Raw genomic sequence first — 23,951 nt, forward strand, 5'->3', positions numbered from 1 at the left:
ACGGTAAAGCGTACGGCCCAGGCCTATTCTTCCTCCGCCTCCCAATTGGCGGGGCAGGTTTCGCCGTTTTCTTCGAAGTGGCGCAGGGCATCAACGATGCGGAGGGCGTCGGAAATGCGGCGGCCCAGCGGCCGGTCGTTCACAAGCTGGTGGCGCACAATGCCGTCGCGGTCAATCAAAAACAAGGCGCGGTAGGCCTGCGGCGTGCCAATAAATACCATCTCGCCGGTTTCGCTGTAGTCGAAGTGACCGGCCAGCACATCGTAATTAGCTGAAATAGTCTTAGTTGCATCAGCTACCAGGGGGTAGGTCACACCCGTGATGCCGCCTTCATCAATGGGCGTGCGCAGCCACGCCTGGTGCACCTGGTGCGAGTCGGTGCTGCACCCAATAACGGCCACGCCCCGGCGCTCAAACTCGGGCAGCAGCTTCTGAAACGCCAGCAGCTCGGTGGGGCACAGGCCCGAAAAATCGGCGGGGTAGAAAAAAAACAGCACGTAACGCTTGCCCAAATAGCGGTCAAGCGAAAACTCGGCTTCTATCTGCTGGCCAATCACGGCGTGGGCCTTGAAAGCAGGGGCACGCTTCCCAACAAGAACAGGCATTTTAGTTAAGTATGAGTTAAAAATTAAAAATTGCGCCGCAAGCGCTCTGCGTAAACCTCTGCGCCCTCTGCGGGAACCGACGTTGAACAGGTAGGTGCGCCGCTAAAAATGGGTGCTGACGCTAGTACTCTAAAATGAGCTCTACAGTTATTCGCGCACCAAAAACTGAAACGTGCTGCGCGTGCGCTGCTCCAGCAGCAGCTCGTGCCCGGCCGTGAGCCGCGCAATGCTACCCTCATCATAATGCTTGATGGTAAACAGCGTGAGCGCCGCATTATACTGCACCCGAAACTGCCCTTGCAGCAACTCCAGCAGCCGCTGCACGCGCATTTCGACGTAATCGACGCACACCGAAAAGCTGATGGCCGAGTTTTGCATCAGATTGATTTTAAGCCGCGCCTGGGCCAGTGCCCCAAAAATCACCTCCAGGTTTTCCTCCGAAATAAATGCGAAATCCTTGCTCTCAAACGAAATCAAGCATTGCCCCGCCTTGCGGATAAACGCTGGCACCAGCGGCGCGTGCTGGCAGTCGTGGATGAGCGTGCCCGGCGCGGCCGGGTCCAGAAAGGAGCGTACCCGCAGCGGAATGCCGCGCTCAGCCAGCGGCTTCAACGTCTTGGGGTGAATGACGCTGGCCCCGTAAAACGCCATCTCGATGGTTTCCTGGTAGCTGATTTCGGGGTACAGCACCGTGTCAGGAAAAATCTTGGGGTCGGCATTGAGCAGGCCCGGCACGTCCTTCCAGATGGTTACGCTTTCGGCTTTTAAACAGTAGGCGAAGATGGCCGCTGAGTAGTCGGAGCCCTCGCGGCCGAGGGTGGTCGTGCGTCCATCGGCTGTGCCACCTACGAAGCCTTGGGTAACTATAAGCTTCCCAGAAACAAACCCTTTCTGTATGCCTGTCTGAACAGCAGCTTTAGTAGTTGGCCAGTCTACATAGCCTTCTCGCCAGTTATCATTCGTTCGAATCAGTGAACGGCAGTCTACCCAACTCGTTAGGCGTGTGTCGTTGAGCACATGGGCTACTATTTCCGAAGCTAAGAGTTCACCATAGCTGACAATTTGGTCATACTGTTCGTCATAAGAGTCAGCTGTATTAACCGCCGTCAAGTGCTCTTTCAAGTCATAAAAAGCATCTAACAGCCCGTTTCTTAAGTCATCTGCTAAGTACGGCCCAGCATCTGTCAGCAGGCCTTGTGTAGTAGCATAATGGAATGTTTCTAGCGCCGCCAACTGCGCCGAGTAGTCCTGCCCGTGATACGCCAGGTCATAAATCTCTTCCAGCGCGTTGGTCGTCTTCCCCATCGCCGAAACCACGATGAGCAGCGGCCCTACCCCCCCGTATTCCTTCACAATGCAGCAGAGGTTCAAAATAGCCGCCGCGTCCTTCACCGAGGCGCCGCCAAATTTATAGACTTGCAAGCCGGTCAATTCTTTTTCCATACGCCCCAAAACTAGGGGGTAGGGCGCGTTTGGGCCACCGCCCCGGCAATGGTAGCTTTGCGCTAAGCCCTTTTGCCATCAGCTATTCTTCATGGACCAGAATAAATTTGCCCTACCTGTCGGTACCACCCTCGACCGCTTCATCATGCGCAAGCAGGAAGACTTTCCCTACGCCACCGGGGAGCTCTCCCAGTTGCTGCGCGATATCGCGCTGGCCGCCAAAATCGTGAACCGCGAAATCAACCGCTCGGGCCTCATCGACATTGCCGGCGCCTACGGCAACCGCAACGTGCAAGGCGAAGACCAGCAGAAGCTCGATGTGATTGCCAACATCCGCTTCATCCGGGCGCTGCGCAACGGTGGCGAGGTGTGCACCATCATCTCCGAAGAGGACGAGGACATCATCCAAACCGGCAACAACCAGGGCAAGTATGTGGTGGCCATCGACCCGCTCGATGGCTCGTCGAACATTGATGTAAACGTCAGCATCGGTACCATTTTCAGCATCTACCGGCGCGTGTCGCCCACCGGCCGCGAGGGCACCAGCGCCGATTGCCTGCAGCCCGGCACCCACCAGGTGGCGGCCGGCTACGTCATCTATGGCTCCAGCACTATGCTCGTGTATACCACCGGCAATGGCGTCAACGGCTTCACCTACGAGCCCAGCCTGGGCGAATTCTTCCTCTCGCACCCCGACATCCAGACGCCCAAAACCGGCGTTGTTTACTCCATCAACGAGGGCTCGTCCGAGTCATTCTCGCCCGGCGTAGCCGCGTTTATCAAGCACTGCAAAGACGAGCAATACTCGGCCCGCTATATCGGCTCGCTGGTGGCCGACTTTCACCGCAACTTGCTCAAAGGCGGCATCTACATCTACCCCGCCACCGCCAAAGCACCCGGCGGCAAGCTGCGTCTCATGTATGAGTGCAACCCGCTGGCCTTCATTGTAGAGCAGGCCGGTGGTAAAAGCACAAACGGCAGCCTGCGCACCCTCGAAATCGAACCCAAAACCTGCCACGAGCGCTGCCCCGTCTTCATCGGCAGCAAAGAGCTGGTCGAGCAAGCCGAAGCCTTCCTGGCCAAGGAAGATGTAGGGTAAGCTTTAGCTTGCCTCCGCCCGCACAATCCCGGCAAGCTAAAGCTTACCTTACAAAAAAGGCCGTTCCTGCCACCAGGAACGGCCTTTTTGCGTCAAGCAAAAACGCTTACTTCGTTACTTCCGGGTTGCCGGAGGGGGTAGAGGCCTCGTCGGCCTCGCCAATTACGCCGCCGGTGCTCAGGGGCTCGTCCGCCGCTGGCTCATCTGCGGTGGCCTCGGCGTAGGGCACGTGCTGGCTCACGATGCCGTACCAGCTCGTGAGCTTCTTGATATCGGACTGGTACACGCGTTGGCGGTCATACTCAGGCAGCACCTCGCCCAAAAAGCTGGTCAGCTCATCTTCCGACGACTTGCTCGTCACGGGCAAGCTCGCGCCATACTTCTGGTGAATGCGCTCAAACACCTCCGTCAGCGACACCGTCTCGTCCGAGTCCTGGGTATAAATCCCGATTTCGCTCAGCAGCGATACTTTGTTGCTGGCCGGGGCTAGCGAGCGGGTAGCTTTAGCATCCAGGCTTTCAACCAATACACCGTGGCGGGCCGGGCGCACCAGGCGGTAGAGGCCGGGCTGGCCGCTAATGGCCGCCAGTTCTTTCAAATCGTAGGGCATTCTTTTGGGGTAATTATGAATTATGGGTTATGAATTATGAGTTAAAATTACGAGTAAGAGAAAATCAACTCATAATTCATAATTATTCTACCGTGTTCGCGCCGGTCATCCCGAGCTTAAAATCGATGGGTAGGCTGGTCAAAATTGGGTATTCGGGCTTCTTAAACTTGAGCAGGCGCACCACGCGGGCTGCTTCGTCGCCGGTGCCGCCGCCTACCTGCTTCACAATGCGCAGGCCCTGAATGTTGCCATCCGGGTTTAGCGTGAAGCTGATGATGCAGCGGCCCTGCATGCGGTTGCGCTTAGCCAGCAGCGGGTATTTCAGCTCCTTGGCAATGAATGCGTACATGGCCTCCTGCCCCCCCTCGTAGTAGGCCGCCACCGGAATATCGGCTGCCACGTGGTTGAGCCCGGCACCCTGCTCCGTTTGCGGGTGGTCTTTGGGCATGGGCGGGGTGTTGGGCTTGGGCGTTTGGGCTTGGGCCGTGGCTAGCAATCCGCACAGGGCCAGCGGCGTTAGCAACATTTTTTTCATGGGTAGGTACTAAATATAAAGACGAGTAGACCCTGCCAATAGGCAATTGAGAGGCCAAAAGTAACTAGGCTCTCGCCGCATCGGCTGCCACCTGCCGGTTTATCTCCTCAATAAAATCTAACACTTCCTCGCGGCCCAGGCCCGTTTCGGCCGACGTCACGAAGTAGCGCGGCAGCTCGTCCCAGGTTTCGCCCATCTTGGCCAGGTAGGTCGTCAGCAGTGCCTTGGTCTGGCTGGTTGATTGCTTGTCAGTCTTCGTAAAAATCATGATAAACGGCACGCCCGCCTCGCCCAGTTTGGTCATAAACTCCAGGTCGGCCGCCTGCGGCGCGTGGCGCGAATCAAGCAGCACGCACACGCACGTCAGGTTTTCGCGCTTGGCCAGGTAGGCGTTTATCATTTTGCCCCATTCGGCGCGCGAGCTTTTGCTTACCCGGGCGTAGCCATAGCCCGGCAAGTCGACCAAGTACCACTCGTCGTTGATGTTAAAATGATTGATAACCTGTGTTTTACCAGGGGTGCTCGACGTTTTGGCTAGCCCCGCGCGGCTCGTGAGCATATTTATCAGCGACGACTTGCCCACGTTGGAGCGCCCAATGAAGGCATACTCGGGCCGGTTGGGGGTAGGGCAGGCCGCTAGTTGGGTATTGCTGCTCAAAAAACTTGCTTCACGAATTAGCATATTGTGGGTTACCTAAGGGGCAATGCGGGTACAAAGATGCGGCAGGCTATAAGTATGAGAGGTCAATAACGGTAAAGCAACTTGCCTAACTACTTGCCTTCTAGAACCTGCTGCTATATTTGTGAGGTTTATTACCAGCTCCCTTTGCATTCCCAAAACCACCTTATACAATATTTCGTCGGTATTAGTGCCCGGTGCTGCACGGCTCACCACTACTTTATTAGGTATATTTGCTGCGCTAAGGCCCCAGGCAATTGTGTTTTTTAAGTATGCACTGCTTAGTAAGCCCAACCCTGTTGCCAAATTTTAGTATAAGTCGCTAAAGTAAGAGCCCTACGGCCAGTTGATATTATTGCGGTACAAATACTACTTTTCCGCTCTTCTTTTTAAATTCTCCAAACACCCTTTTTTCAATGGACAACCTATCCAAAAGGCTGCTGCAAGCTTCCTATGCGCTAGCCCTGACCACAGCCGTGGCTACCTCGGCTCACGCTCAGAGCACGCGTAAGGACCTGCAAACCGGCAACAAGCTGTTCAACCAGGAAAACTACCGCGCTTCCATCCCTTACTATGAGCGGGTACTGGCCAAAGACCCCAACAACGCCACCGCGCTGTTTCGGGCTGGGGTAGCTTACTTGTCCTTTGATAAGGAAAAAGCGAGCGACTATATCTATAAGGCGCAAAAGGTAAAGCCGAAAGTATCGAAAGATGTTGAATACTGGTTGGGTCGCGTAGACCACCTTAACTACAACTTCGACGAGGCTATCACGCACTACCAAGCCTACAACGCAACGCTGAAAAAGCGTAACGACACCCGCCGCGAAGAAGTAGCGCAGCTGATTCAGCACAGCAAAAACGCTAAAATTCTGTTCAACTCGCCCAAGGATATCTTCGTGAAGAACCTGGGCCCGACGGTGAACACGCAGTACTCGGAGCACAGCCCGGTTATCTCTTCGGATGACAGAACGCTGATTTTCACTACCCGCGCTAACCCTACCGATATCCCCGGCCTCGACAGCAAAGCCCGTAACAAGACGGCCGCTGACGGTGAGTATTACGAGGGTATCGTCGAAACGCACCGCATCGACTCCGATAACTGGGAAAAGCCCCGCTCATTGTCGGCCGCGCTCAACAGCAAAGGCCACGACGCTTCGGACCAGTTGTTTGACAACGATACCAAGCTGCTCATGTACCGTAGCGACGAGGACGGCGACGTATTCGTGGCTTCGAAGCAGACTGGCGGCGACTGGGGCGCGCCCACTAAGCTGAACAGCAACATCAACTCGAAAGCCTATGAAGGTGATGCCTACATCACGCCGGACGGCCTGACGCTTTACTTCTCGACGGCTAAGTACTCGGAAGACGGCAACCTGGACCTCTATTACAGCACCCGCACCGCCGGGGGCGATTGGGGAACGGCCAAGTCGCTGGGCAGCACCATTAACACCAAATACGACGAGGATAGCCCCTACATTAGCCGTGACGGCAAGACGCTGTTTTTCAGTTCGCGCGGTCATAACACGATGGGCGACTACGACATCTTCCAGTCGAAGTACGACAGCATTGGCCACAAGTGGGGCCGCCCCGAGAATATGGGCTACCCCATCAACACGCCGGATGCGGACTCGTACTACCGCCTGGCTCCCGATGGCACGTATGCTTACCTGAGCTCGTACCGCATTGGTGGCTACGGTGAGAAAGACATCTACACCATCAGCTACATCAAGAATATCACCGTGAAGGGTACGGTATTCTCGAAGCGTGACAGCACCCAGGCTATCCCAGGCGTAGAGTTGGTGTTCAACGGTACACAGGCTGACAAAACGGCCATCAGCTTCCGCGATGTGACCAAGGAAGACGGTACTTACGGCGTGAAAGTTCTTTCGGCCCGTACGTATCAAGTAGCTGTTAACAAAGACGGTAAGAACATCGAAACGCAGGAATTCGCGGTTCCGATTTCCACTAATGACTCAACGTCGATTGTTAAGAACTTCTACGTTGACTACATCGACACGACATCGAGCGGTAATGGTCGTTTCGCGAAAATCTACTTCGATACGGACAAGTACAAGCTTCGTCCTGAGTCGGTTGTGGCGTTGAATAACACCGCTGCTATCCTGAAAGCTAACACCGGCATCAACATCTCGATTGAGGGCAACTGTGACTCGCGCAACACCGACGAGTACAACATGGTGCTGGGCCAGAATCGCGCCGATGCTGCCAAAAAGTACCTCGTGAAGCAAGGCGTAGCTAGCGCCCGCCTCACCACGGTAAGCTACGGCGAGCGTCGCCCCGCTGCTCCCAACGATTCACCGGAGAACATGCAGCTTAACCGCCGCGACGAGTTCCGGGTAGTGCTGAAGGAAGGCGAGAAAATGCCGGTTATGCAGCCTGCTACCACTACTACCACTACCATTATTGCTGTACCAGTGAAGCCGGCTCCGCCGCTGCCTGGCAAGAGCAAAGTGCGCATGGCCGACGGCACGAAGGTTAAAACTAAGGTGGACGAGGACAGCGACAAGGTCAAGGTGAAAACCAAGGGCCCGAACGGCTCGAAGTCGAAAACTGTGTCGAAAGAAGGTGAGCTTGACTCGAAAGCAAAAGATGCCTCGGGCCAGAAAGCCAAAGTGAAAATAAAGCCTGAGTAGGGTTTCGCACTTTATGAAAAAAGAGAACGGCCGGACGAACAGTCCGGCCGTTTTTTTGTCCTAGTAGCTAGCAACTGCTCGCAGTTAGCCAAATCACGCGCAATTTTCGCGGCGCAATGCCGTTCTTTGCACTCCTCTATGGCCGTAGTACCCTACAAAGAAGACGCCGCCGATAAGAAATCGCAGGTGGCCCGCATGTTTGACAACATCGCTGGCAAGTACGACTTTCTCAACCACTTCCTGAGCGCGGGCACCGATATTTATTGGCGCCGCAAAGCCGTGGATGAGCTAAAAGCCCTGCGGCCGGCCCGCATCTTGGACATTGCTACCGGCACGGCCGACTTTGCCATCGAAACTCTGCGGGCCGCCGCGCCCGACGCGCAGGTAACCGGCGTCGATATTTCGGCGGGCATGCTGGAAGTGGGCCGCCAGAAGCTACTCGATAAGAAGCTCAGCCACCGCATTCGACTGGAGCTGGCCGATTCTGAAAGCCTGCCTTTCGCCGATAATGACTTTGACGCCGTAACGGCCTCCTTCGGTGTGCGCAACTTTGCGCACCTGGAAAAGGGGCTAACCGAGATGTACCGGGTAATGCGGCCGGGTGGGCAATTGGTTATCTTGGAATTCAGCAAGCCCACGGCGTTTCCGCTCAAGCAAGCCTACAATTTTTACTTCAGTCGGGTGTTACCGGTTTTTGGAAAAATGATTTCCAAAGACCAGAGTGCCTATACCTACCTGCCCGAGTCGGTGCAGGCGTTTCCCGATGGTGCCGAGTTCGTGGCTATTCTGCGCCGCGTCGGCTTTACTAATCCTGCATGGCAACCCCTTACGTTCGGTATCAGCTCCATCTACACAGCTCGCAAATAAGGCGTGCCAGCCGCTGGCAGAAGCTACTGCCGTTACTACTCCTGCTGTTGGTTGCCGGCCCCGCCCTTGCGCAGCGCAAGCGGAGCGATGCCATTGACCGTGGGCGCAAAGGCCATATCAAAGGCATAACGGTTGATAACCTACCCAACTACAACGACCGCTTTTTTCGGCCGGGCATTTATATCGCGCCCAACTTTTCGCGGTTTTTTATTGAGCAGTCGGCCAGCTACTTGCAGCTGGCGCAGCAGGGTAGGGGCCTCGCTGCCAATGCTATTATCAGCCCCGGCTTTGGGGTAGGTTTCATCGGCGATATCCGCTTAGGCAACCCGGGCACGCCCTTTCACTTGCGCTTCGCGCCGGGCCTCAACTTTCTGACGCGCCGCGTAGAGTTTACGAGCGCCGGCGCGGGCCAAGCCGATACCATTCGTAACCAGGAAGTGGGCACAACGCAACTGGAGTTGCCGCTGCTGCTGAAGTACCAGTCGAACCGCCGCCGCAACACCCGCTTCTACATGATTGGCGGCATTAAGCCCAGCTTTGCCGTGACGCAGCGCCAGAACACGCCGGCCATCAATCAAATCAGTGTTATCCGCGACGACCTGATGCTGGAGTATGGGGTAGGGCTGGATTTGTTCTATCCGTATTTCAAATTTGGGCCGGAAATACGCTTTTCGCACGGCCTGCGCAACGTATTGAGCCCGCGTGATAACCGCTACAGCAACAGTCTGCAAAGCCTGCGTACCAATACGGTAACGCTTTACTTAAATATTGAATAAGCGAAGTGTGCTTAGCTTGGCTACGTGCGCTTACTAACCTGATAGTATGAAAACTGCATTTGTTACGGGCGCCTCTTCGGGCATTGGGCGCGCTACGGCGGTGGCCCTGGCCAAAACTGGGTTTCAACTAGTAATTGCCGGCCGCCGGGCCGAGCGCCTCGACGAGCTGGCCCGCGAATTGGCCCCTACCCCCGTCCATAGCCTCACATTTGACGTGCGCGACCGGGCGGCCGTGGAAGCGGCCATTTCCAAGCTGCCAGCCGCGTTTGCCCACATCGATGTGCTCATCAACAACGCGGGCAACGCTCACGGGCTGTCGCCCATCCAAGATGGCGACCCGGCCGATTGGGACGCCATGCTCGACGGCAACGTGAAGGGCCTGCTCTACGTGAGCCGCGCCGTGCTGCCGCGCATGGGCGAGGGCGGGTTCATTGTGAACCTGGGTTCCATTGCGGGCTACGAGGCCTACGCTAATGGTAACGTCTACTGCGCCTCCAAGGCGGCCGTGGCCATGCTCACGCGCACCATGCGCATCGACCTGCTGCCGCGTGGCATCCGAGTGGCCGAGGTAGCGCCGGGCATGGTCGAAACCGAGTTCTCGGAAGTGCGCTTTAAGGGCGATGAAGAGCGGGCCGCCAACGTCTACAAAGGCGTGCAGCCCCTGCAAGCCGCTGATATTGCCGACCTGATTCAGTTTATCGTGACGCGCCCGCCTCACGTGCAGATTGCCGAGGCCGTCATTTTCCCCGCTGCGCAGGCCGCCGCTGCTACCGTAAAGCGGCAGTAGCGCCTACTACGCGGGGAGGGGGGTAGCGTGCAGCTGACGCAGGATGTCAGGCTGCAGCGTGTGCCCGCCCGCAAAGCCGTAGGTGCTTACCAGCGCTCCGTGCTGGCGTAAGGTGGCCGCCAACTCGTGCAGCTTGGTAAGGCTCACATACTCATCTTGGTCACCGCTTACCATCGCTACGGGCAAGCCGTTGAGTAGCTGCTGGGCCGCCCCCGCATTGATATCCGCCGGGAAATCGCCGGCCCACAGCACGAGTTGGTCAGGGCGCCACTGGGCCGCTTCGCGCGCCAGCCAGCGGCTTGCGGTAGCCGTGCCCTGCGAAAAGGCCAGCACCGTGAGACGCGCCGTAGCGGGGCATTGCGCTTGCAGGTGCCGAAGCAGGGTAGTGAGGTAGCTGGCCTGGTCGTCGATTTCGGCCAGGCGGTCGGCCTTGGTCATCCACGACGCGCCCACGCGGCCCCCGGTGCCCGTGAGGTAGAACCGTGAAAGTCCTTCGGGAGCCACGATAACGGTACCGACAGGGTCGGCCGCGTGCAGCGGCGCAAAGTGCCGAATGAAATATTCAGCCAACTGCCCGTAGCCATGCAGCACCAGCCACAGCTGGGTAGTAGCCGGCGAAAGCTCGCCTAGCTGTTGGTAGCGCGCCGTGCGCGCCACGGAGATATGCCGTTCCAATAGCAATTGAATCGTAAATTCTTGAAAAAAGCTGCTTAGGCGCGGCTGCCAAAAATGGCGCTTCCCACCCGGATAAGCGTGCTGCCCTCGGCCAGCGCCCAGGCGTAGTCGGCACTCATGCCCATCGAGATTTCGCAAAACTCCTCATCCTGCACGAAATATGTCTTTTTCAAGTGCTCAAAATACCCGCGCAGCTGCCGGAACTCACCGCGCACCAGGTCCTCATCGGGCGAGTTGGTCGCAATACCCATCACGCCGGTCAGGCGCACGTGGCGCAGGGCCTGGTACTCGGCCGATTGCAGCATTTCTTCCGCTTCAGACAAGCTAAGGCCGGTTTTGGTCGCTTCCTGCGCGATATGAAACTGGAGCAGCCCGCGGATAACCCGGTCGTGCCGGGCGGCCTGCTTATCCAGCTCTTGCAGCAGGCGCAGGCTGTCCACGCTCTCCACGGTGTGCACGAAGGGCGCCAGGTATTTCACCTTGTTGGTTTGCAGTTGCCCGATTTGGTGCCACTCCACGTCGGCGGGTAGCTCGGGCTGCTTAGCGGCCATTTCCTGCACCCGGTTTTCGCCAAAAATGCGTGCGCCGGCCGCATAAGCCTCTTGCAGCCGCTCGACGGGGTGAGTTTTGGTAACGACGACTAAGCGGGCGCTAGTGCCAACGAGCTGCTGCTCGAAGGTGGCGATGTTGGAAGCGATGGACACGAATGGAGGGGGTAGGGAGTATAAAATGCGTGGCTTATCACAACAAATAACTGGGCTAATCTTCCAGCACGTTGCTCATAAAGGTGCCTTTCAGGGCCAGCCACAGCAGCCACAGCGCCAGGCCCCAGCCCAGGTAGGACCGGTAAAAATCCTGCACGCTGCGGTAGCGCTGGGTACGAATATCCGACTTTTCGAGCCGGTCAATTTCGCCAAAAACCTGCTTGAGCGCGGCATTATCAGCAGCCCGAAAGAAGCGGCCGTCGGCCGCCTGGGCCAGCTGGCGCATAGTGGTTTCGTCGAGGCGGGTTTGCACGTAGCGGGGCTTGCCCGTGAGCGAGTCGCGGCCGTAGGGCACGAAGCCATCCTCCCCCAACCCAATGGTATAGAGCCGGATACCGTAGGCGTGGGCCAGCTGCGCGGCCAGCTGCGGGTCGAGGCTGCCCGCGTTGCTCTCGCCATCCGAGAGCAGCACGCACACCCTGGATTTGGCCCGTGAATCGCGCAGGCGGTTGATGGCCACGCCCAGCGCCGTGCCAATGGCCGTGCCCTCGTCGGCGATGAGGCCCGGCCGCAGGCTGCGCAGGTTGCTGAGTAGCAAATCGTAGTCGGTAGTCAAGGGCACCAGCGAATAGGCCTGCCCGGCAAAGGCCACCAGCCCCAGCCGGTCGCCGGCCCTACCCCCCACAAACCGGCCAGCTAGGCGCTTGGCCGCTTCCAGGCGGGTTGGCTTCAGGTCCTCGATTTCCATGCTGCCCGATACGTCAATCGCCAGCACGATATCAATGCCGCGGCCGGTCTGGGTGAGGTGCTCGCTGGGGCGCTGGGGGCGCGCGGCCGCCACTACCAGCAGCGCCAGGCTCAGACTGAGCACGAGGGTAGGGAGGAAGCGCAGGCCGGCGCGCCAGTCGGGCCGGATGCCGCCCGGCCCAAAGGCCACCACCACCTGCCGCCGCCGCCGGGCCAGCAGCCAGCGCAGCAGCGGTAGCAGCGGCACCAGGGCCAGCAGCAGCAGCAGGCGCGGGTGCTGCCACTCGTAGCCAGCCAGGGTGGCGTAGGAAAATAGATTCATGCAAAAACGGCCAGGAGGCGCAAATTACGCCCGGCGGCCAACACCAGCGGGCAGCCCGGCCCGCGCGGGGTACCTTTGCCCGAACCCAATGCCCCCGCGGCCGGCCTCATGATTCGTACCGTAATTTTTGACATGGATGGTGTTATTATCGACACCGAGCCTCTGCACCATCAGGCCTTCGTTACGCATTTTGCCGAGCTCGGCATTATGGTCACCGATACCGAATATGCCTCTCTACTAGGCTCTTCCACGCGCAATATCTTCCAGCGGCTCAAATTGGAGCATGGCTTACCGCAGGAAGTTGCCGAGCTGCTGCTGCGCAAACGCGAGCTGTTCAACCAGGCATTTGACGAAGATGCCAGCCTCGACCTGCTGCCCGGTGCCCGCACGCTCATCGAAGATTTGCAGCAGCACGGGGTGCAGCTGGTAGTAGCCTCGTCGGCCTCCAAAGCCACGATTGGGCGGGTGTTTGAGCGCTTCGGCCTGGGGCCTTATTTCTCGCATATCGTTAGTGGTGAAGACTTTCCACGGTCCAAACCCCATCCGGCCATCTTCCTGCACGCCGCGGCCGTGGCCGAAACGCCCGTGACCGAGTGCATTGTCATCGAAGACTCGGCCAATGGCGTGGCAGCGGCCAAGGCGGCCGGCATTTACTGCGTTGGCTACGCCAGCCCGCACTCAACCGGCCAAGATTTGCACCTCGCCGACCGCGTCATCCAGCATTTCTCCGAGCTTTCGGCCGCGGGCATTCAGGCAATAGTAGGGGGGTAGGGCGCTGCGTTTGGCTAGTCGAAACGCCCCAGCTCCGTGCAGGCAAACGTCCATTCCGGCGTATCAAATTCGGTAGCTCCAGGGCCCGGCACAGCAAACCACGCGCCCAGCGCCGGCTGGTCCACGTTGCGCAGCAAATGGATATTTTGGGCCGGCATATAGCTCTGAGCCAAGAGTATATAGCGCTGGCCGGTGCGTGCATTGGTAGCCACGTCGGCTATCAGCACGGCGTGGCCGGGGCGGCCCCCGTGTACCAGCACGTCGCCGGGCTGCACCTGGGCCAGCGGCACGGGCTGCACTTCGCGGCTCAGCGACAGCGTGCCCGCGTAGCCAAACACTGGCAGCAGGTAGCGCCCCAGCGCCGCGTGGGTCGGGGCTTCGGTCGGCTTATCGGCGGGTAGCACGTCCTCGCCCTTCACCCGAAACGTGCGTCCGGCCACAAAATCCGAAAACCAAGCGTCGTAGCCGGTCGTCAGGTGAAAGTGAATCTTATTGGGATTTACGCTGAATAAATACTCGGCCCGCAGCCGCATCACGGCATCGGCGCACTGCTGCAAGTCTTTGGTGCCTGGGTCAATATCCACCACCGCGGCTACTACTGCTTGATTATCTTTTAGTTGCCCATTATACAGCCGCGCCGGCGTGCCGGCCGGCCGCAGGGGTAGCCCGCGCAGCCACTCGCCCCACGAGCCCGCCGCTACGGCCACGCGCTGGCTGCCCGCTGGCGGGGCCATGCGCTGGGCCAGGCGCTGCGCCAGCGCCGGCTGCGTCGCCAGCCACGGATACGCCGGGCCAGGAGGGGTAGGGGCCAGCGCAACCAGCGAACTCAAACAACCACTTACCAGAGAATTAACTTGCATAGAGCAAAGGTATATAGGCTGCCTAAAGCTGAGATTGAGCTGGCCAGTATAACCCAAGTTGCGAGGCATGCTCCCCGGTCCGCCGGAGCGAGCCGGCCGACCGGTTGTCGTTACATGGGCCGCAGCTGGCAACGATAACCGGTCGGCCGGCTCACGCCGGCGGACCGGCCAGGCGGCCCCGCCAACTGAAACTTTCCTCCGCAGCAAGCTGCTCTGCAACTTGAGTTAGTATAAGCAAAAAAATCCCGCCATTACGGGCGGGATTTTTCGGTAGCGCCAAGTGCTACGGTTACTTGCTGGCGGCCGCTTTCTTAGGCGCGGCGGCCTTCTTAGCAGTTGCCGCAGGCTTTTTGGCCGGGGCTTTCTTCTTGGCAGCCGGTGCTTTAGCCGCCTTTTTGGCGGGAGCATCTGCTTCTTTGGCGGGCTTCTCAGCAACAGCTTTCTTGCCGAAGCGGCCGCCTTTGGCGGGCTTGTCGGGGGTAGCGGCGGCTAGCTCCAGGCAACGCTCCAGCGTGAGCTCGGCGGGCTCCTCGCCCTTCGGAATCTTCACGTTTTTCTTGCCTGCCACGATGTAGGGGCCGAACCGGCCGTTCAGCACCTGAATATCCGCGTTTTCGTCAAAGCTCTTGATTAGGCGCTCAGCATCCGATTTACGCTTGGCCTCAATCAGCACCACGGCCTCGTCGCCCGTGATGGTGTACGGGTCCTGCTCCTTGGTGAGCGAGTAAAACTTGCTGTCATGGCGAATGTAGGGGCCAAAGCGACCGAGTGCGGCGGCCATCGGCTTGTCCTCAAACTCGCCCACCACGCGCGGCAGCTTAAACAAATCCAGCGCCTCTTCGAGCGTAATGGTTTCGATAAACATGCCTTTGCGCAGGTTGGCGTAGGCGGGCTTGGTTTCGCCTTCGGTGTCGCCCAGCGCCACGTAGGGGCCATATTTGCCGAGGCGGGCCGTTATTTTCTCGCCCGTTTCGGGGTGCAGGCCAATTTCGCGGGTGCTGCTGAGCGTGCTGCGCTCAATGTCCTGCCCGCGCTCTACGCTGGCGTGAAACGGCTCGTAGAAGCCCGCCAGCATGTGGCCCCACTCTTCGCGGCCGTTGGCAATCTGGTCAAACTCGTCCTCTACCTTGGCTGTGAACTGAAAGTCCACGATGTCAGGGAAGTGGTCAACCAGAAAGTCGGTGACTACCAGCGCTGTATCGGTCGGGAAAAGCTTGGCCTTATCCGCGCCGTAGGTTTCGGTGCGCTGCTCAGTCTTTACCTCATCGCCCACTAGCGCCAAGGTGTAAATCTTGCGCTCCTTGCCATCACGCGAGTCTTTTTCCACGTAGCCGCGCTTCTGCACCACGCTGATAGTCGGCGCGTAAGTGCTCGGTCGGCCGATGCCCATTTCCTCTAGCTTCTTCACCAGCGACGCCTCGGTGTAGCGGGCAGGGGGGGTAGAGAAGCGCTCGGTGGCGGTCAGGGTTTGCAGCGGCAGGTTTTGGCCCACGCTGAGGGGGGGTAGGCCGCGCGAAAACGAGCTTTCACCGTCGGCGGGCTGGTCGTCGTCGTCCTTGCTTTCGGCGTAAGCTTTCAAAAAGCCCTCAAACGTAATAACCTCACCCGTAGCCGAAAACGTGGTGCCCGGCTGCGTGCTGATGCCGATAACGGCCGTGGTGCGCTCAATGAGCGCGTCGGCCATCTGCGAACCCATGGCCCGCTTGCGAATGAGGTCATATAAGCGCTGCTCTGAGGCATCGGCGCCGGCCTTCAACTGCTTGAAATCGGTGGGGCGAATGGCTTCGTGGGCCTCCTGGGCCGAAGCCGACTTGGTTTTGAAGTGGCGCTCCAGCGCGTATTCGGCGCCGTAGGCGGCCTCGATGGCCTCGCGGGCGCCCTTGCGGGCTTCCTCGCTCAGGTTCACCGAGTCGGTTCGCATGTAGCTGATGCGGCCGGCCTCGTACAGCTTCTGGGCCACCGTCATGGTCTGGGCCACCGAGAAACCTAGCTTGCGCGAGGCCTCCTGCTGCAGCGTAGAAGTGGTAAAGGGCGGCGCGGGGCTGCGCTTACCCGGCTTTTTGTCGAGGCTATTAATACTGTATGTCGCCCCGATGCAGCGCGCCAGGAAAGCCTCGGCCTCTTCGCGGGTTTTGTAGCGGGTAGGCAGTTCGGCTTCCAGCGTGGTGCCCTCGCCCACATCGAAACGCGCCACGATGCGGTAGGCGCTGGTAGCGGTGTGCTTGTTAATTTCGCGCTCGCGGTCCACCACTAGGCGCACGGCCACGCTCTGCACGCGGCCCGCCGACAGGCCGGCTTTCACCTTGCGCCACAGCACGGGGCTTAGCTCGAAGCCCACGAGGCGGTCGAGCACGCGGCGGGCCTGCTGGGCATTCACCAGATCGAGGTTTATCTCGCGCGGGTTTTGAATAGCAGCCAGAATCGCGGTCTTGGTAATCTCGCGAAACACAATGCGCCGCGTCTTGTCAGCCTTTAGATTAAGCGTCTCGGCCAGGTGCCACGAAATGGCCTCGCCCTCGCGGTCATCATCACTCGCCAGCCATACGGTTTCGGCCTCTTTCGCCAGCTTTTTAAGCTGCGAAATCAACTCGCGCTTGTCGGCATCCACCACGTAGGTGGGCTTGAAGCCATTGGCCACGTCCACGGCATTGTTGTCCTTGGGCAGGTCGCGAACGTGCCCGTAGCTGGAGCGCACTATGTAATCTTGGCCGAGGTAGCCTTCAATGGTTTTGGCCTTGGCGGGCGACTCGACGATAACTAGATTTTTGACCATGCGGCAGCAGAATAGGGCAGGAAGTGCGGTTTTGCTAATTGTGTAGTGAACGCAGCCAGTGCCCGAAAAGTTAAAAGCGGCCACAAAGATGCATCGCTGACTTCATCTGCAACCGGCAAGCTACCTTCGAAAATGTTTGCATTGCCGGATTGCCCCGCAGCCCTACTTTTGCTGACTGTCCCCCGCGAACCTTCGTTCGCCCCACCCTCACTGCCCCTTTGCCCATGGCTTCCGCCAAAAAAGCAACTTCTCCTGACGCTCCACTCAACGGGGAAATCCCAACCGCTGAGTTGGTGCCCCCCGTGGGCCGTACCGACCAAACCCGCAAGCGCGGGGCCGGCCGCAACGCGGACCTGACTGATACCGACTACGTCAACGAGCAGCTCAACCGGGTGCTCTTCGCTCTCGACGCTTTCAAAAAAGGCGACGTGTCGGTGCGCCTGACCAAGCAAAACGACGACATCTTCTCCGAAATCGCCGAGGCTTACAACTCGATGGTGGAGATGATTGGGGGGGTAGGCGGCGAGGTATCGCGCATTTCGAAGGTGGCCGGTGTGGAGGGAAACCTCAAGGCCCGCGCCTCGGCCGATGGGGCGGCCGGCTTCTGGCGCGATATGATTAACAACATCAACGGCCTGGTAGACAGCATTGCCGTGCCGGTGTTGGAGGTGGGCAAAGTACTGAAAAACATCAGCCGGGGCAACCTGGACGAGAGCTTTCAGATTCCGGTGTCTGGCGATTTTAAGGTGATGGCCGAAACCATCAACCGCACCATCGACAACCTCAACGTGTTCGCCGGTGAGGTAAGCCGCGTGGCGCAGGAAGTGGGCACGGAAGGCCGCCTCGGCGGCCAGGCCGTGGTGCCCAACGTGGGCGGTGTGTGGAAAGAGCTGACGGACAACGTGAACACGATGGCTCTGAACCTGACGAGCCAGGTGCGCGACATTGCCAACGTGGCCACGGCCGTAGCCCGCGGCGACCTCAGCCAGAAAGTAACCGTTGAGCTAAAGGGCGAGCTGCTGCAGCTCAAGCAGAACCTCAACCAGATGGTGGACTCGCTCAACCTGTTTGCCGGCGAGGTAACCCGCGTGGCCCTCGACGTGGGCACCGAGGGCAAGCTCGGCGGCCAGGCCAGCGTGCCGGGCGTGAGCGGCACCTGGAAAGACCTGACCGACAACGTAAACAACATGGCCGCCAACCTGACCAGCCAGGTGCGCGACATTGCCAACGTGGCTACTGCCGTGGCCCGCGGCGACCTCAGCCAGAAGATGACGGTGAACGTGAAGGGCGAGATTCTGGAGCTGAAGAATATTCTGAACCAGATGGTGGACTCGCTCAACATCTTCGGCGACGAAGTAACCCGCGTGGCCCGCGAGGTGGGCACCGAGGGTAAGCTCGGCGGCCAGGCCGTAGTGCCGAGGGTAGGGGGCGTGTGGAAAGACCTGACGGACAACGTGAACACGATGGCCGCCTCGCTCACCAGCCAAGTGCGCGATATTGCCAACGTGGCTACCGCCGTGGCCCGCGGCGACCTCAGCCAGAAGATGGCGGTGGATGTGCAGGGCGAGATTCTCGACCTGAAGAACATCCTGAACCAGATGGTGGACTCGCTCAACATCTTTGCCGGCGAGGTAACCCGCGTGGCCCGCGAAGTGGGCACCGAGGGCATATTGGGCGGCCAGGCCAACGTGCCCCGCGTATCGGGCACCTGGAAAGACCTGACGGACAACGTGAATACGATGGCCTCGAACCTGACGAGCCAGGTGCGCGACATTGCCAACGTGGCCACGGCCGTATCGCGTGGCGACCTCAGCCAGAAAATCACGGTAAACGTGCGCGGCGAGCTGCTGCAGCTCAAGGAAAACCTGAACCAGATGGTAGACTCGCTGAACGTATTCGGCGACGAGGTGACCCGAGTGGCCCGCGAAGTGGGCACCGATGGCAAGCTCGGCGGCCAAGCCGTGGTGCCGGGCGTGAAAGGCACCTGGAAAGACCTGACGGACAACGTAAACACGATGGCCGCCTCGCTCACCAGCCAGGTGCGCGACATTGCTAACGTAACGACGGCCGTGGCCCGCGGCGACCTCAGCCAGAAGGTGTCGGTGGACGTGCGCGGCGAGCTGCTCGACCTCAAGGACAACATCAACCAGATGGTAGACTCGCTCAATATCTTCGCCGGCGAGGTAACCCGCGTGGCCGTGGAAGTGGGCACCGAAGGCCAGCTGGGCGGACAAGCCAACGTACCCAACGTGAGCGGCGTGTGGAAAGACCTGACGGACAACGTGAACACGATGGCCGCCAACCTCACCACCCAGGTGCGGGGCATCGTTAAAATCGTAACGGCCGTGTCGCAGGGCGACCTGACCCAGAAGCTGATGCTGGAAGCCGCCGGCGAAGTAGCCGACCTGGCCCAGACCATCAACCGCATGGTGGACGACCTCAACCGCCTGGCCTCGGAGGTAAGCCGCGTGGCCCGCGTGGCCGGCGCCGAGGGCAAGCTCACCGAGCGCGCCACGGTAGGCGGCGTGTCGGGCTCGTGGAAAGAGCTGGTCGATACCCTCAACGCACTGATTGAGAGCATTGCCCTGCCGGTGCTCGAAGTGAGCCGCGTGGTGCGCGCTATCTCGGAAGGCGACCTGACGCAGATGGTCGAGATTCAGACGACCGGCGATATTCTGTCGATGTCCAGCTCGCTGAACCAAGCCGTGGAAACGCTCAATGCGCTGCTCGGTGAAATCAACGACTCGGCGCAGGTAGTGGGCACCTCTTCGGAAGAGATGGTGGACAAAGGTCAGGAAATGAGCCGCGTAACCGTCGATGTGGCCCTGGCCATGCAACAGATGGCCGAAGGCGCCCAGAACCAGGCCCTCAAAACCGACCAGGCCTTTAAGCTGATTGAGGAAATCATGACGGCCACCAAGGAAACGGCCAACAAGGCCGACGTGGTGAACAAGTCGGCTATCATGGGTGAGCAGACCTCGCAGCAAGGCCTCAAAACGGTGGCTGAGGTGGTGAAGAACATGGAAGAGATATCCAGCGCCGCCACTCAGACTTCGCGCACCATTGAGGTGCTAAGCACCCGCTCGCAGGAAATCAGCAAGTCGCTGGGCGTAATTACCGACATTGCCTCGCAGACCAACCTGCTGGCCCTCAACGCCGCCATCGAAGCGGCCCGCGCCGGCGAGGCGGGTAGGGGCTTTGCGGTAGTAGCCGAGGAAATCCGCAAGCTGGCCGAAGGCTCGCGCAAGTCGGCCAACGAGATTGCTACCCTCGTGGAAGACGTGAAGAAGGACACGACCAGCGCCGCCAGCGCCATCAGCGCGATGGAAAGCCGGGTGCTGAAGGGCAAGAATGCCACCTTTGAAGCCAGCGCGGCCTTTAAGAATATTGCTACCAGCAGCGGCGAAACGCTGCGCACCTCGCGCGACATTCTCACGGCCACGGCCGTGCAGCAAACCTCGATTGGCGACGTGGTGAAGTACGTGGAGGAAGTAGTAGCCATTGCGGAGCAGACCGCCACCGGCACCCAGCAGGTAGCCGGCACGGCCCGCCAGCTGTCATCGTCGATGCAGGAGCTTACCAGTTCCTCGCAGCGCCTCTCCGACATTGCCGACGACCTGCAGGACGGCCTCGAAACCTTCCAGCTCTTCGACTACTTGCCTGAACCCGAGCCGGAGCCCGAACCCGAGCCCGCTCGCCGCCGCGTGCGCCGGCCCATGCCCGCTACCCCGGCCCCGGTAGCTGTGGCCCCGGCCCCGGTGGCCACCAGCCAGCGGGTTAGCAGCCGGCGCGCGCCGGCGCCTACCCCCTCGCCAGCCGCTGAAGTGCCCGCCAGCAATGGCCGCGTGAGCCGGGCCAACCGCCCTACCCCTGCTACCGAGGCGGCCACGACCACTAGCAGCAAAACCACTGCCCGCCGGGCGCGCAATGCCGCGACAGCCGCTACCCCCCCGGCCCAGGAGAAAGAGGCCGCTACCACTCCGACGCGCGTTCGCACCAAAGTCAAGCGGTCGGGCAATTAAGTTTTTGTGTACCTCTACGGCTGCTCCTACCCCCGCTGGGGTAGGGCAAGCAAGTTTTTTGATTTAAATTTTTCTCATGGCTGATTCTGCTGCTGCCCGCCCGGCGGCTACTGCTGGCCGGGCAGCTCCGGCTGCTCCCGAAGCAGTCGTCCAGCTTATCGTCTTTCGCCTGGGCGATGAAGACTACGGTATTCGTATCGAGCAAGTAAAGGAGGTAACGATTACGCCCGACGTAGTGCGGATGCCCAAAACGCCGCCTTTTATTAAAGGCATTGCCAACCTGCGCGGCGATATTATTGCCATTGTGGACCTGGAAGAGCGGTTTCAGCTGCGGCCGGCCGGTCGGCCGGTACCCGAATTTTCTTACACCCTGGCCGTGGAGGCGCCCGACTACATCCTGGGCCTGATGGTGCGCGAGGTGCCCCGCCCGGTTACGATTCCAGTGAGCCTCATCGAGCCGGCCCCGGAATTTGTGCAGGACAGCGGCCAGCGCGAAAAATACCTGGAGGGTATTGCCAAGCTACCTGGTAGCCAAGACGTGATTATCGTGCTGGACATGCCCAAGCTCCTTACCCCTAGCGAGATAATGCGCCTACCCGGCGGCCCGGCCGAGGCCCCGGCCAAGTCGGCCAAAAAAGCCGCCACCGGCCCCGATGCACCCTCGGCCCCCGAAACGCCGTAGAGTGACCAGCCGGCCCACGTTGCCGGCTCCCTTTATTTTTCACTTCAAGATTCTGATTGTACATGAATAAGCGCATTCTCATCGTCGATGACTCGTTCTATATGCGGACGATGCTCAAGAATATGCTCACCGATGCCGGCTACGACGTAGTGGGCGAGGCCGCCAACGGCCAGCAGGCCCTGGAAATGGCCGTGGCTACGAATCCCGACCTGATTACCCTCGACGTTATCCTGCCCGATAATACCGGCCTGGACGTGCTCAAAGGCATTCGCCAGCAGCAGCCCGATGCTAAAGTGGTCATGTGCTCGGCCGTGGGCCAGGAAACCATTGTGAATGAGGCCATTGAAAATGGCGCCTTGGCCTACATCGTGAAGCCCTTCTCGGAAGAGCGCGTGCTGGAGATTGTGGGCAGCGCCCTGCAAGGCGACGGCTCGCTTGCCTAACGTACCCCTGCCAGTAGTTGGGCGGGTAGCTCATTACCCGCTCATCTTCTCTAACTTACCAGTAGTCTTGCTTCCATCTCTGCCCGCTTCTCTTCTTGCTAGCACTTGGCCCGGCGTGCCCGGTAGCCTCAGGTGGCCTCTTGCGGCCGGCCCAGGCCTGGTGAGGGGGGTAGGGGTTTTTTGTAGCCACTCCCTAACCTGTTGGCTATGAAATCACGCGAGCAGGAATACCGGGAGTTGTTCATGGCCGAAGCGCTGGAGTACTACGACGCTATGTCGCGGCACCTCAGCGAATTGGAGCGCAACCCGCAGGATGTGGCTGCGCTCAATGAGCTTTTTCGGCTCATGCACAACCTCAAGGCTAACGCCCGTGCCATGGGTTTCGTCGATATGGGCGAAGTTGCCCACAAGATGGAAACCCTGTTTGGGCAGATTCGGGGGCAGGAACGCGCCTTTACCGGTACGCTGGTAACGCTCACCTTCCGGGCCGTCGACATTCTGGGCAATATGATTCGGGCCGTGGGCGCGGGCCAGGAATCAGTTGATGATAAGGCGCTGATTGAAAACCTGGAGCGCTTTATTCAGGGCCAGGAGCCTATTGAAACCCAGGCCAAACCCACCGAGGAAGAGGCCGAAACCGATGCCGCCCGCAAGCTGGAGCTGTCGGACCTGGTATACATCCCGGTCAAAAAGCTCGATAAACTCCTCAACCTGGTGGGGGAATTGGTCATTGACCGGGACCGGATTCTAACCCTCGCGGCCGAGCTGAACAGCCCGGCGCTCCGGGCCACTGCCCAGCACTTGTTCCGCATTTCCGACGATTTGCAGTACTCCGTGATGGATGTGCGCCTGGTAGGGGCCGGGGTGCTACTCAACAAATTTCCGCGGGTAGTGCGCGACGTCGCCGCCTCCGAAGAAAAGCAAGTCGAGCTAACGCTGGCGGGCCAGGATGTGCAGATTGACCGCAACGTATTGCAGCTCATCACCGATGCGCTGCTTCACATTGTGCGCAATGCCGTTAGCCACGGTCTCGAAGGCCCCGACGACCGCAAGGCCGCCGGCAAGCCCGCCATCGGCCAATTAAGCATCTCGGCCCTAACGGAGCGTGATGATGTGCTGGTGCAGGTGCAGGACGACGGCCGGGGTATCAACACCGAAGCCGTGCGTAAAAAGGCCATTCGCAAGGGGGTAGTAACGGCCGAAGCCGCTGCCCTGCTCGACGAGGAAGGCGTGTGGGCACTGCTGTTTGAGCCGGGCTTCTCGATGGCAGAGCAGATAACCGAAATCTCGGGCCGGGGCGTGGGTCTCGATGTAGTGAAGCTGGCCATTGACTCGTTGGGCGGCCGCCTGCGCGTAGCATCGGAACTGGGCAAAGGCACTACCTTCACGCTGGTCCTGCCCACCTCCATTGCCGTAAAGGGTGCCCTGCTTATTGAGTTGGACGCCCGCGCCTACGCCGTGCCGTTGCTGCACACTGACACGGTACTGGCTCTGGCCAACGACCAGATATTCGCAGTCGGGGGCATGCTGATGACGCGGGTCCAGGAAGAAAATGTGCCGCTGGTGAACCTGCGGCAGCTGCTTTACGCTGAAGGCGACGAGCAGCTACCCCGTGCTACGCGCACCGAACTGCCCACCGATGGCAGCCGGCTGCAAGTGCTGGTGGTGAGCTACGGCAACCGGCGCCTAGGGCTAATCATCGACCGTTTCCTGCGCCAGCAGAATATCGTGGTAAAATCGTTGAGTAAGCCCCTCGATACCATTGACCTTTTTGGGGGCGTTACGCTGCTGGGCAGCGGCCAGCTCTGCCTGGTGCTGGACGTACCTGCCTTAACCCGGCTATTTCTGGCCAAACGACCCTGACTTTAGCCACGCTCTGTCTTTTTTCGTATTACCTTGC

Annotated in this window: 20 protein-coding genes; 10 read left to right on the forward strand and 10 right to left on the reverse strand. The window is 59.6% G+C overall.

Features of this window, described 5'->3' with window-relative positions; genetic code table 11:
- Positions 1-23: 23 nt before the first annotated feature.
- Complete coding sequence (locus E4631_RS17060) at positions 24-605, reverse strand: peroxiredoxin (protein ID WP_133657348.1); 582 nt, start codon at positions 603-605, stop codon at positions 24-26.
- Positions 606-752: 147 nt separating this feature from the next.
- Positions 753-2,048 carry an aspartate kinase gene (locus E4631_RS17065; RefSeq protein ID WP_133657347.1) on the reverse strand — a complete coding sequence of 432 codons (1,296 nt, stop codon included), beginning with the start codon at positions 2,046-2,048 and terminating at the stop codon, positions 753-755.
- Positions 2,049-2,139: 91 nt separating this feature from the next.
- Here E4631_RS17065 and fbp point away from each other — a divergent pair, with 91 nt between their 5' ends.
- Positions 2,140-3,147 carry a class 1 fructose-bisphosphatase gene (gene fbp / locus E4631_RS17070; RefSeq protein WP_133657346.1) on the forward strand — a complete coding sequence of 336 codons (1,008 nt, stop codon included), beginning with the start codon at positions 2,140-2,142 and terminating at the stop codon, positions 3,145-3,147.
- A gap of 106 nt (positions 3,148-3,253) precedes the next feature.
- Here the strand turns inward: fbp and E4631_RS17075 are convergent, their stop codons facing one another.
- The 3 genes from E4631_RS17075 to yihA all read right to left on the reverse strand — a co-directional run bounded on the left by E4631_RS17075 (position 3,254) and on the right by yihA (position 4,974).
- Positions 3,254-3,757, reverse strand: coding sequence for a DUF5606 domain-containing protein (locus tag E4631_RS17075; RefSeq protein WP_133657345.1), 504 nt, complete (start codon positions 3,755-3,757; stop codon positions 3,254-3,256).
- An 82-nt stretch (positions 3,758-3,839) separates the two neighbouring features.
- Positions 3,840-4,292 (reverse strand): energy transducer TonB, encoded by a 453-nt coding sequence (locus tag E4631_RS17080; protein WP_240735009.1) that lies wholly within the window; start codon positions 4,290-4,292, stop codon positions 3,840-3,842.
- A 64-nt stretch (positions 4,293-4,356) separates the two neighbouring features.
- Positions 4,357-4,974 carry a ribosome biogenesis GTP-binding protein YihA/YsxC gene (yihA, locus tag E4631_RS17085; RefSeq protein ID WP_133657344.1) on the reverse strand — a complete coding sequence of 206 codons (618 nt, stop codon included), beginning with the start codon at positions 4,972-4,974 and terminating at the stop codon, positions 4,357-4,359.
- 413 nt (positions 4,975-5,387) lie between these two features.
- Here yihA and E4631_RS17090 point away from each other — a divergent pair, with 413 nt between their 5' ends.
- From E4631_RS17090 to E4631_RS17105, 4 genes are all read left to right on the forward strand, one after another.
- Positions 5,388-7,622, forward strand: a complete 2,235-nt coding sequence (locus E4631_RS17090) for an OmpA family protein (protein WP_166648067.1) — start codon at positions 5,388-5,390, stop codon at positions 7,620-7,622.
- 138 nt (positions 7,623-7,760) lie between these two features.
- Entirely contained in the window at positions 7,761-8,489 is a 729-nt protein-coding gene (gene ubiE / locus E4631_RS17095; RefSeq protein ID WP_133657343.1) for a bifunctional demethylmenaquinone methyltransferase/2-methoxy-6-polyprenyl-1,4-benzoquinol methylase UbiE, read from the forward strand.
- 47 nt (positions 8,490-8,536) lie between these two features.
- Positions 8,537-9,265, forward strand: coding sequence for a porin family protein (locus E4631_RS17100; protein WP_166648066.1), 729 nt, complete (start codon positions 8,537-8,539; stop codon positions 9,263-9,265).
- A gap of 46 nt (positions 9,266-9,311) precedes the next feature.
- Positions 9,312-10,052 (forward strand): SDR family NAD(P)-dependent oxidoreductase, encoded by a 741-nt coding sequence (locus tag E4631_RS17105; protein WP_133657341.1) that lies wholly within the window; start codon positions 9,312-9,314, stop codon positions 10,050-10,052.
- A 6-nt stretch (positions 10,053-10,058) separates the two neighbouring features.
- Here E4631_RS17105 and E4631_RS17110 read toward each other — a convergent pair whose 3' ends face one another.
- From E4631_RS17110 to E4631_RS17120, 3 genes are read right to left on the reverse strand one after another with little or no spacing between them, the layout of a single operon-like run.
- Complete coding sequence (locus E4631_RS17110; RefSeq protein ID WP_133657340.1) at positions 10,059-10,727, reverse strand: alpha/beta hydrolase; 669 nt, start codon at positions 10,725-10,727, stop codon at positions 10,059-10,061.
- Positions 10,728-10,762: 35 nt separating this feature from the next.
- Positions 10,763-11,431: a YggS family pyridoxal phosphate-dependent enzyme gene (locus E4631_RS17115; protein WP_133657339.1), complete on the reverse strand. Its 669-nt coding sequence runs from the start codon at positions 11,429-11,431 to the stop codon at positions 10,763-10,765.
- 55 nt (positions 11,432-11,486) lie between these two features.
- Entirely contained in the window at positions 11,487-12,500 is a 1,014-nt protein-coding gene (locus tag E4631_RS17120) for a VWA domain-containing protein (RefSeq protein WP_133657338.1), read from the reverse strand.
- Positions 12,501-12,608: 108 nt separating this feature from the next.
- Here E4631_RS17120 and E4631_RS17125 point away from each other — a divergent pair, with 108 nt between their 5' ends.
- A complete protein-coding gene (locus E4631_RS17125; protein WP_133657363.1) occupies positions 12,609-13,271 on the forward strand; it encodes an HAD family phosphatase in 663 nt (220 codons plus the stop codon).
- 14 nt (positions 13,272-13,285) lie between these two features.
- Here the strand turns inward: E4631_RS17125 and E4631_RS17130 are convergent, their stop codons facing one another.
- Positions 13,286-14,131 (reverse strand): DUF4846 domain-containing protein, encoded by an 846-nt coding sequence (locus E4631_RS17130; protein WP_166648065.1) that lies wholly within the window; start codon positions 14,129-14,131, stop codon positions 13,286-13,288.
- A gap of 289 nt (positions 14,132-14,420) precedes the next feature.
- Entirely contained in the window at positions 14,421-16,904 is a 2,484-nt protein-coding gene (gene topA, locus E4631_RS17135) for a type I DNA topoisomerase (RefSeq protein WP_133657336.1), read from the reverse strand.
- Between the two features lie 224 nt (positions 16,905-17,128).
- On the opposite strand from topA, the gene E4631_RS17140 reads away from it, so the two are divergent.
- From E4631_RS17140 to E4631_RS17155, 4 genes are all read left to right on the forward strand, one after another.
- Complete coding sequence (locus E4631_RS17140) at positions 17,129-20,926, forward strand: HAMP domain-containing protein (RefSeq protein WP_133657335.1); 3,798 nt, start codon at positions 17,129-17,131, stop codon at positions 20,924-20,926.
- Positions 20,927-21,002: 76 nt separating this feature from the next.
- The gene (locus E4631_RS17145) at positions 21,003-21,608 is read left to right on the forward strand and encodes a chemotaxis protein CheW (protein ID WP_133657334.1); all 606 of its coding nucleotides are present in this window, start codon (positions 21,003-21,005) and stop codon (positions 21,606-21,608) included.
- Between the two features lie 62 nt (positions 21,609-21,670).
- Complete coding sequence (locus E4631_RS17150) at positions 21,671-22,051, forward strand: response regulator (RefSeq protein ID WP_133657333.1); 381 nt, start codon at positions 21,671-21,673, stop codon at positions 22,049-22,051.
- Between the two features lie 207 nt (positions 22,052-22,258).
- Complete coding sequence (locus E4631_RS17155; protein WP_133657332.1) at positions 22,259-23,914, forward strand: chemotaxis protein CheA; 1,656 nt, start codon at positions 22,259-22,261, stop codon at positions 23,912-23,914.
- Positions 23,915-23,951: the final 37 nt, after the last annotated feature.

Origin of the sequence: Hymenobacter sp. UV11, from assembly GCF_004684095.1 — a bacterium.
Lineage (GTDB): Bacteria > Bacteroidota > Bacteroidia > Cytophagales > Hymenobacteraceae > Hymenobacter.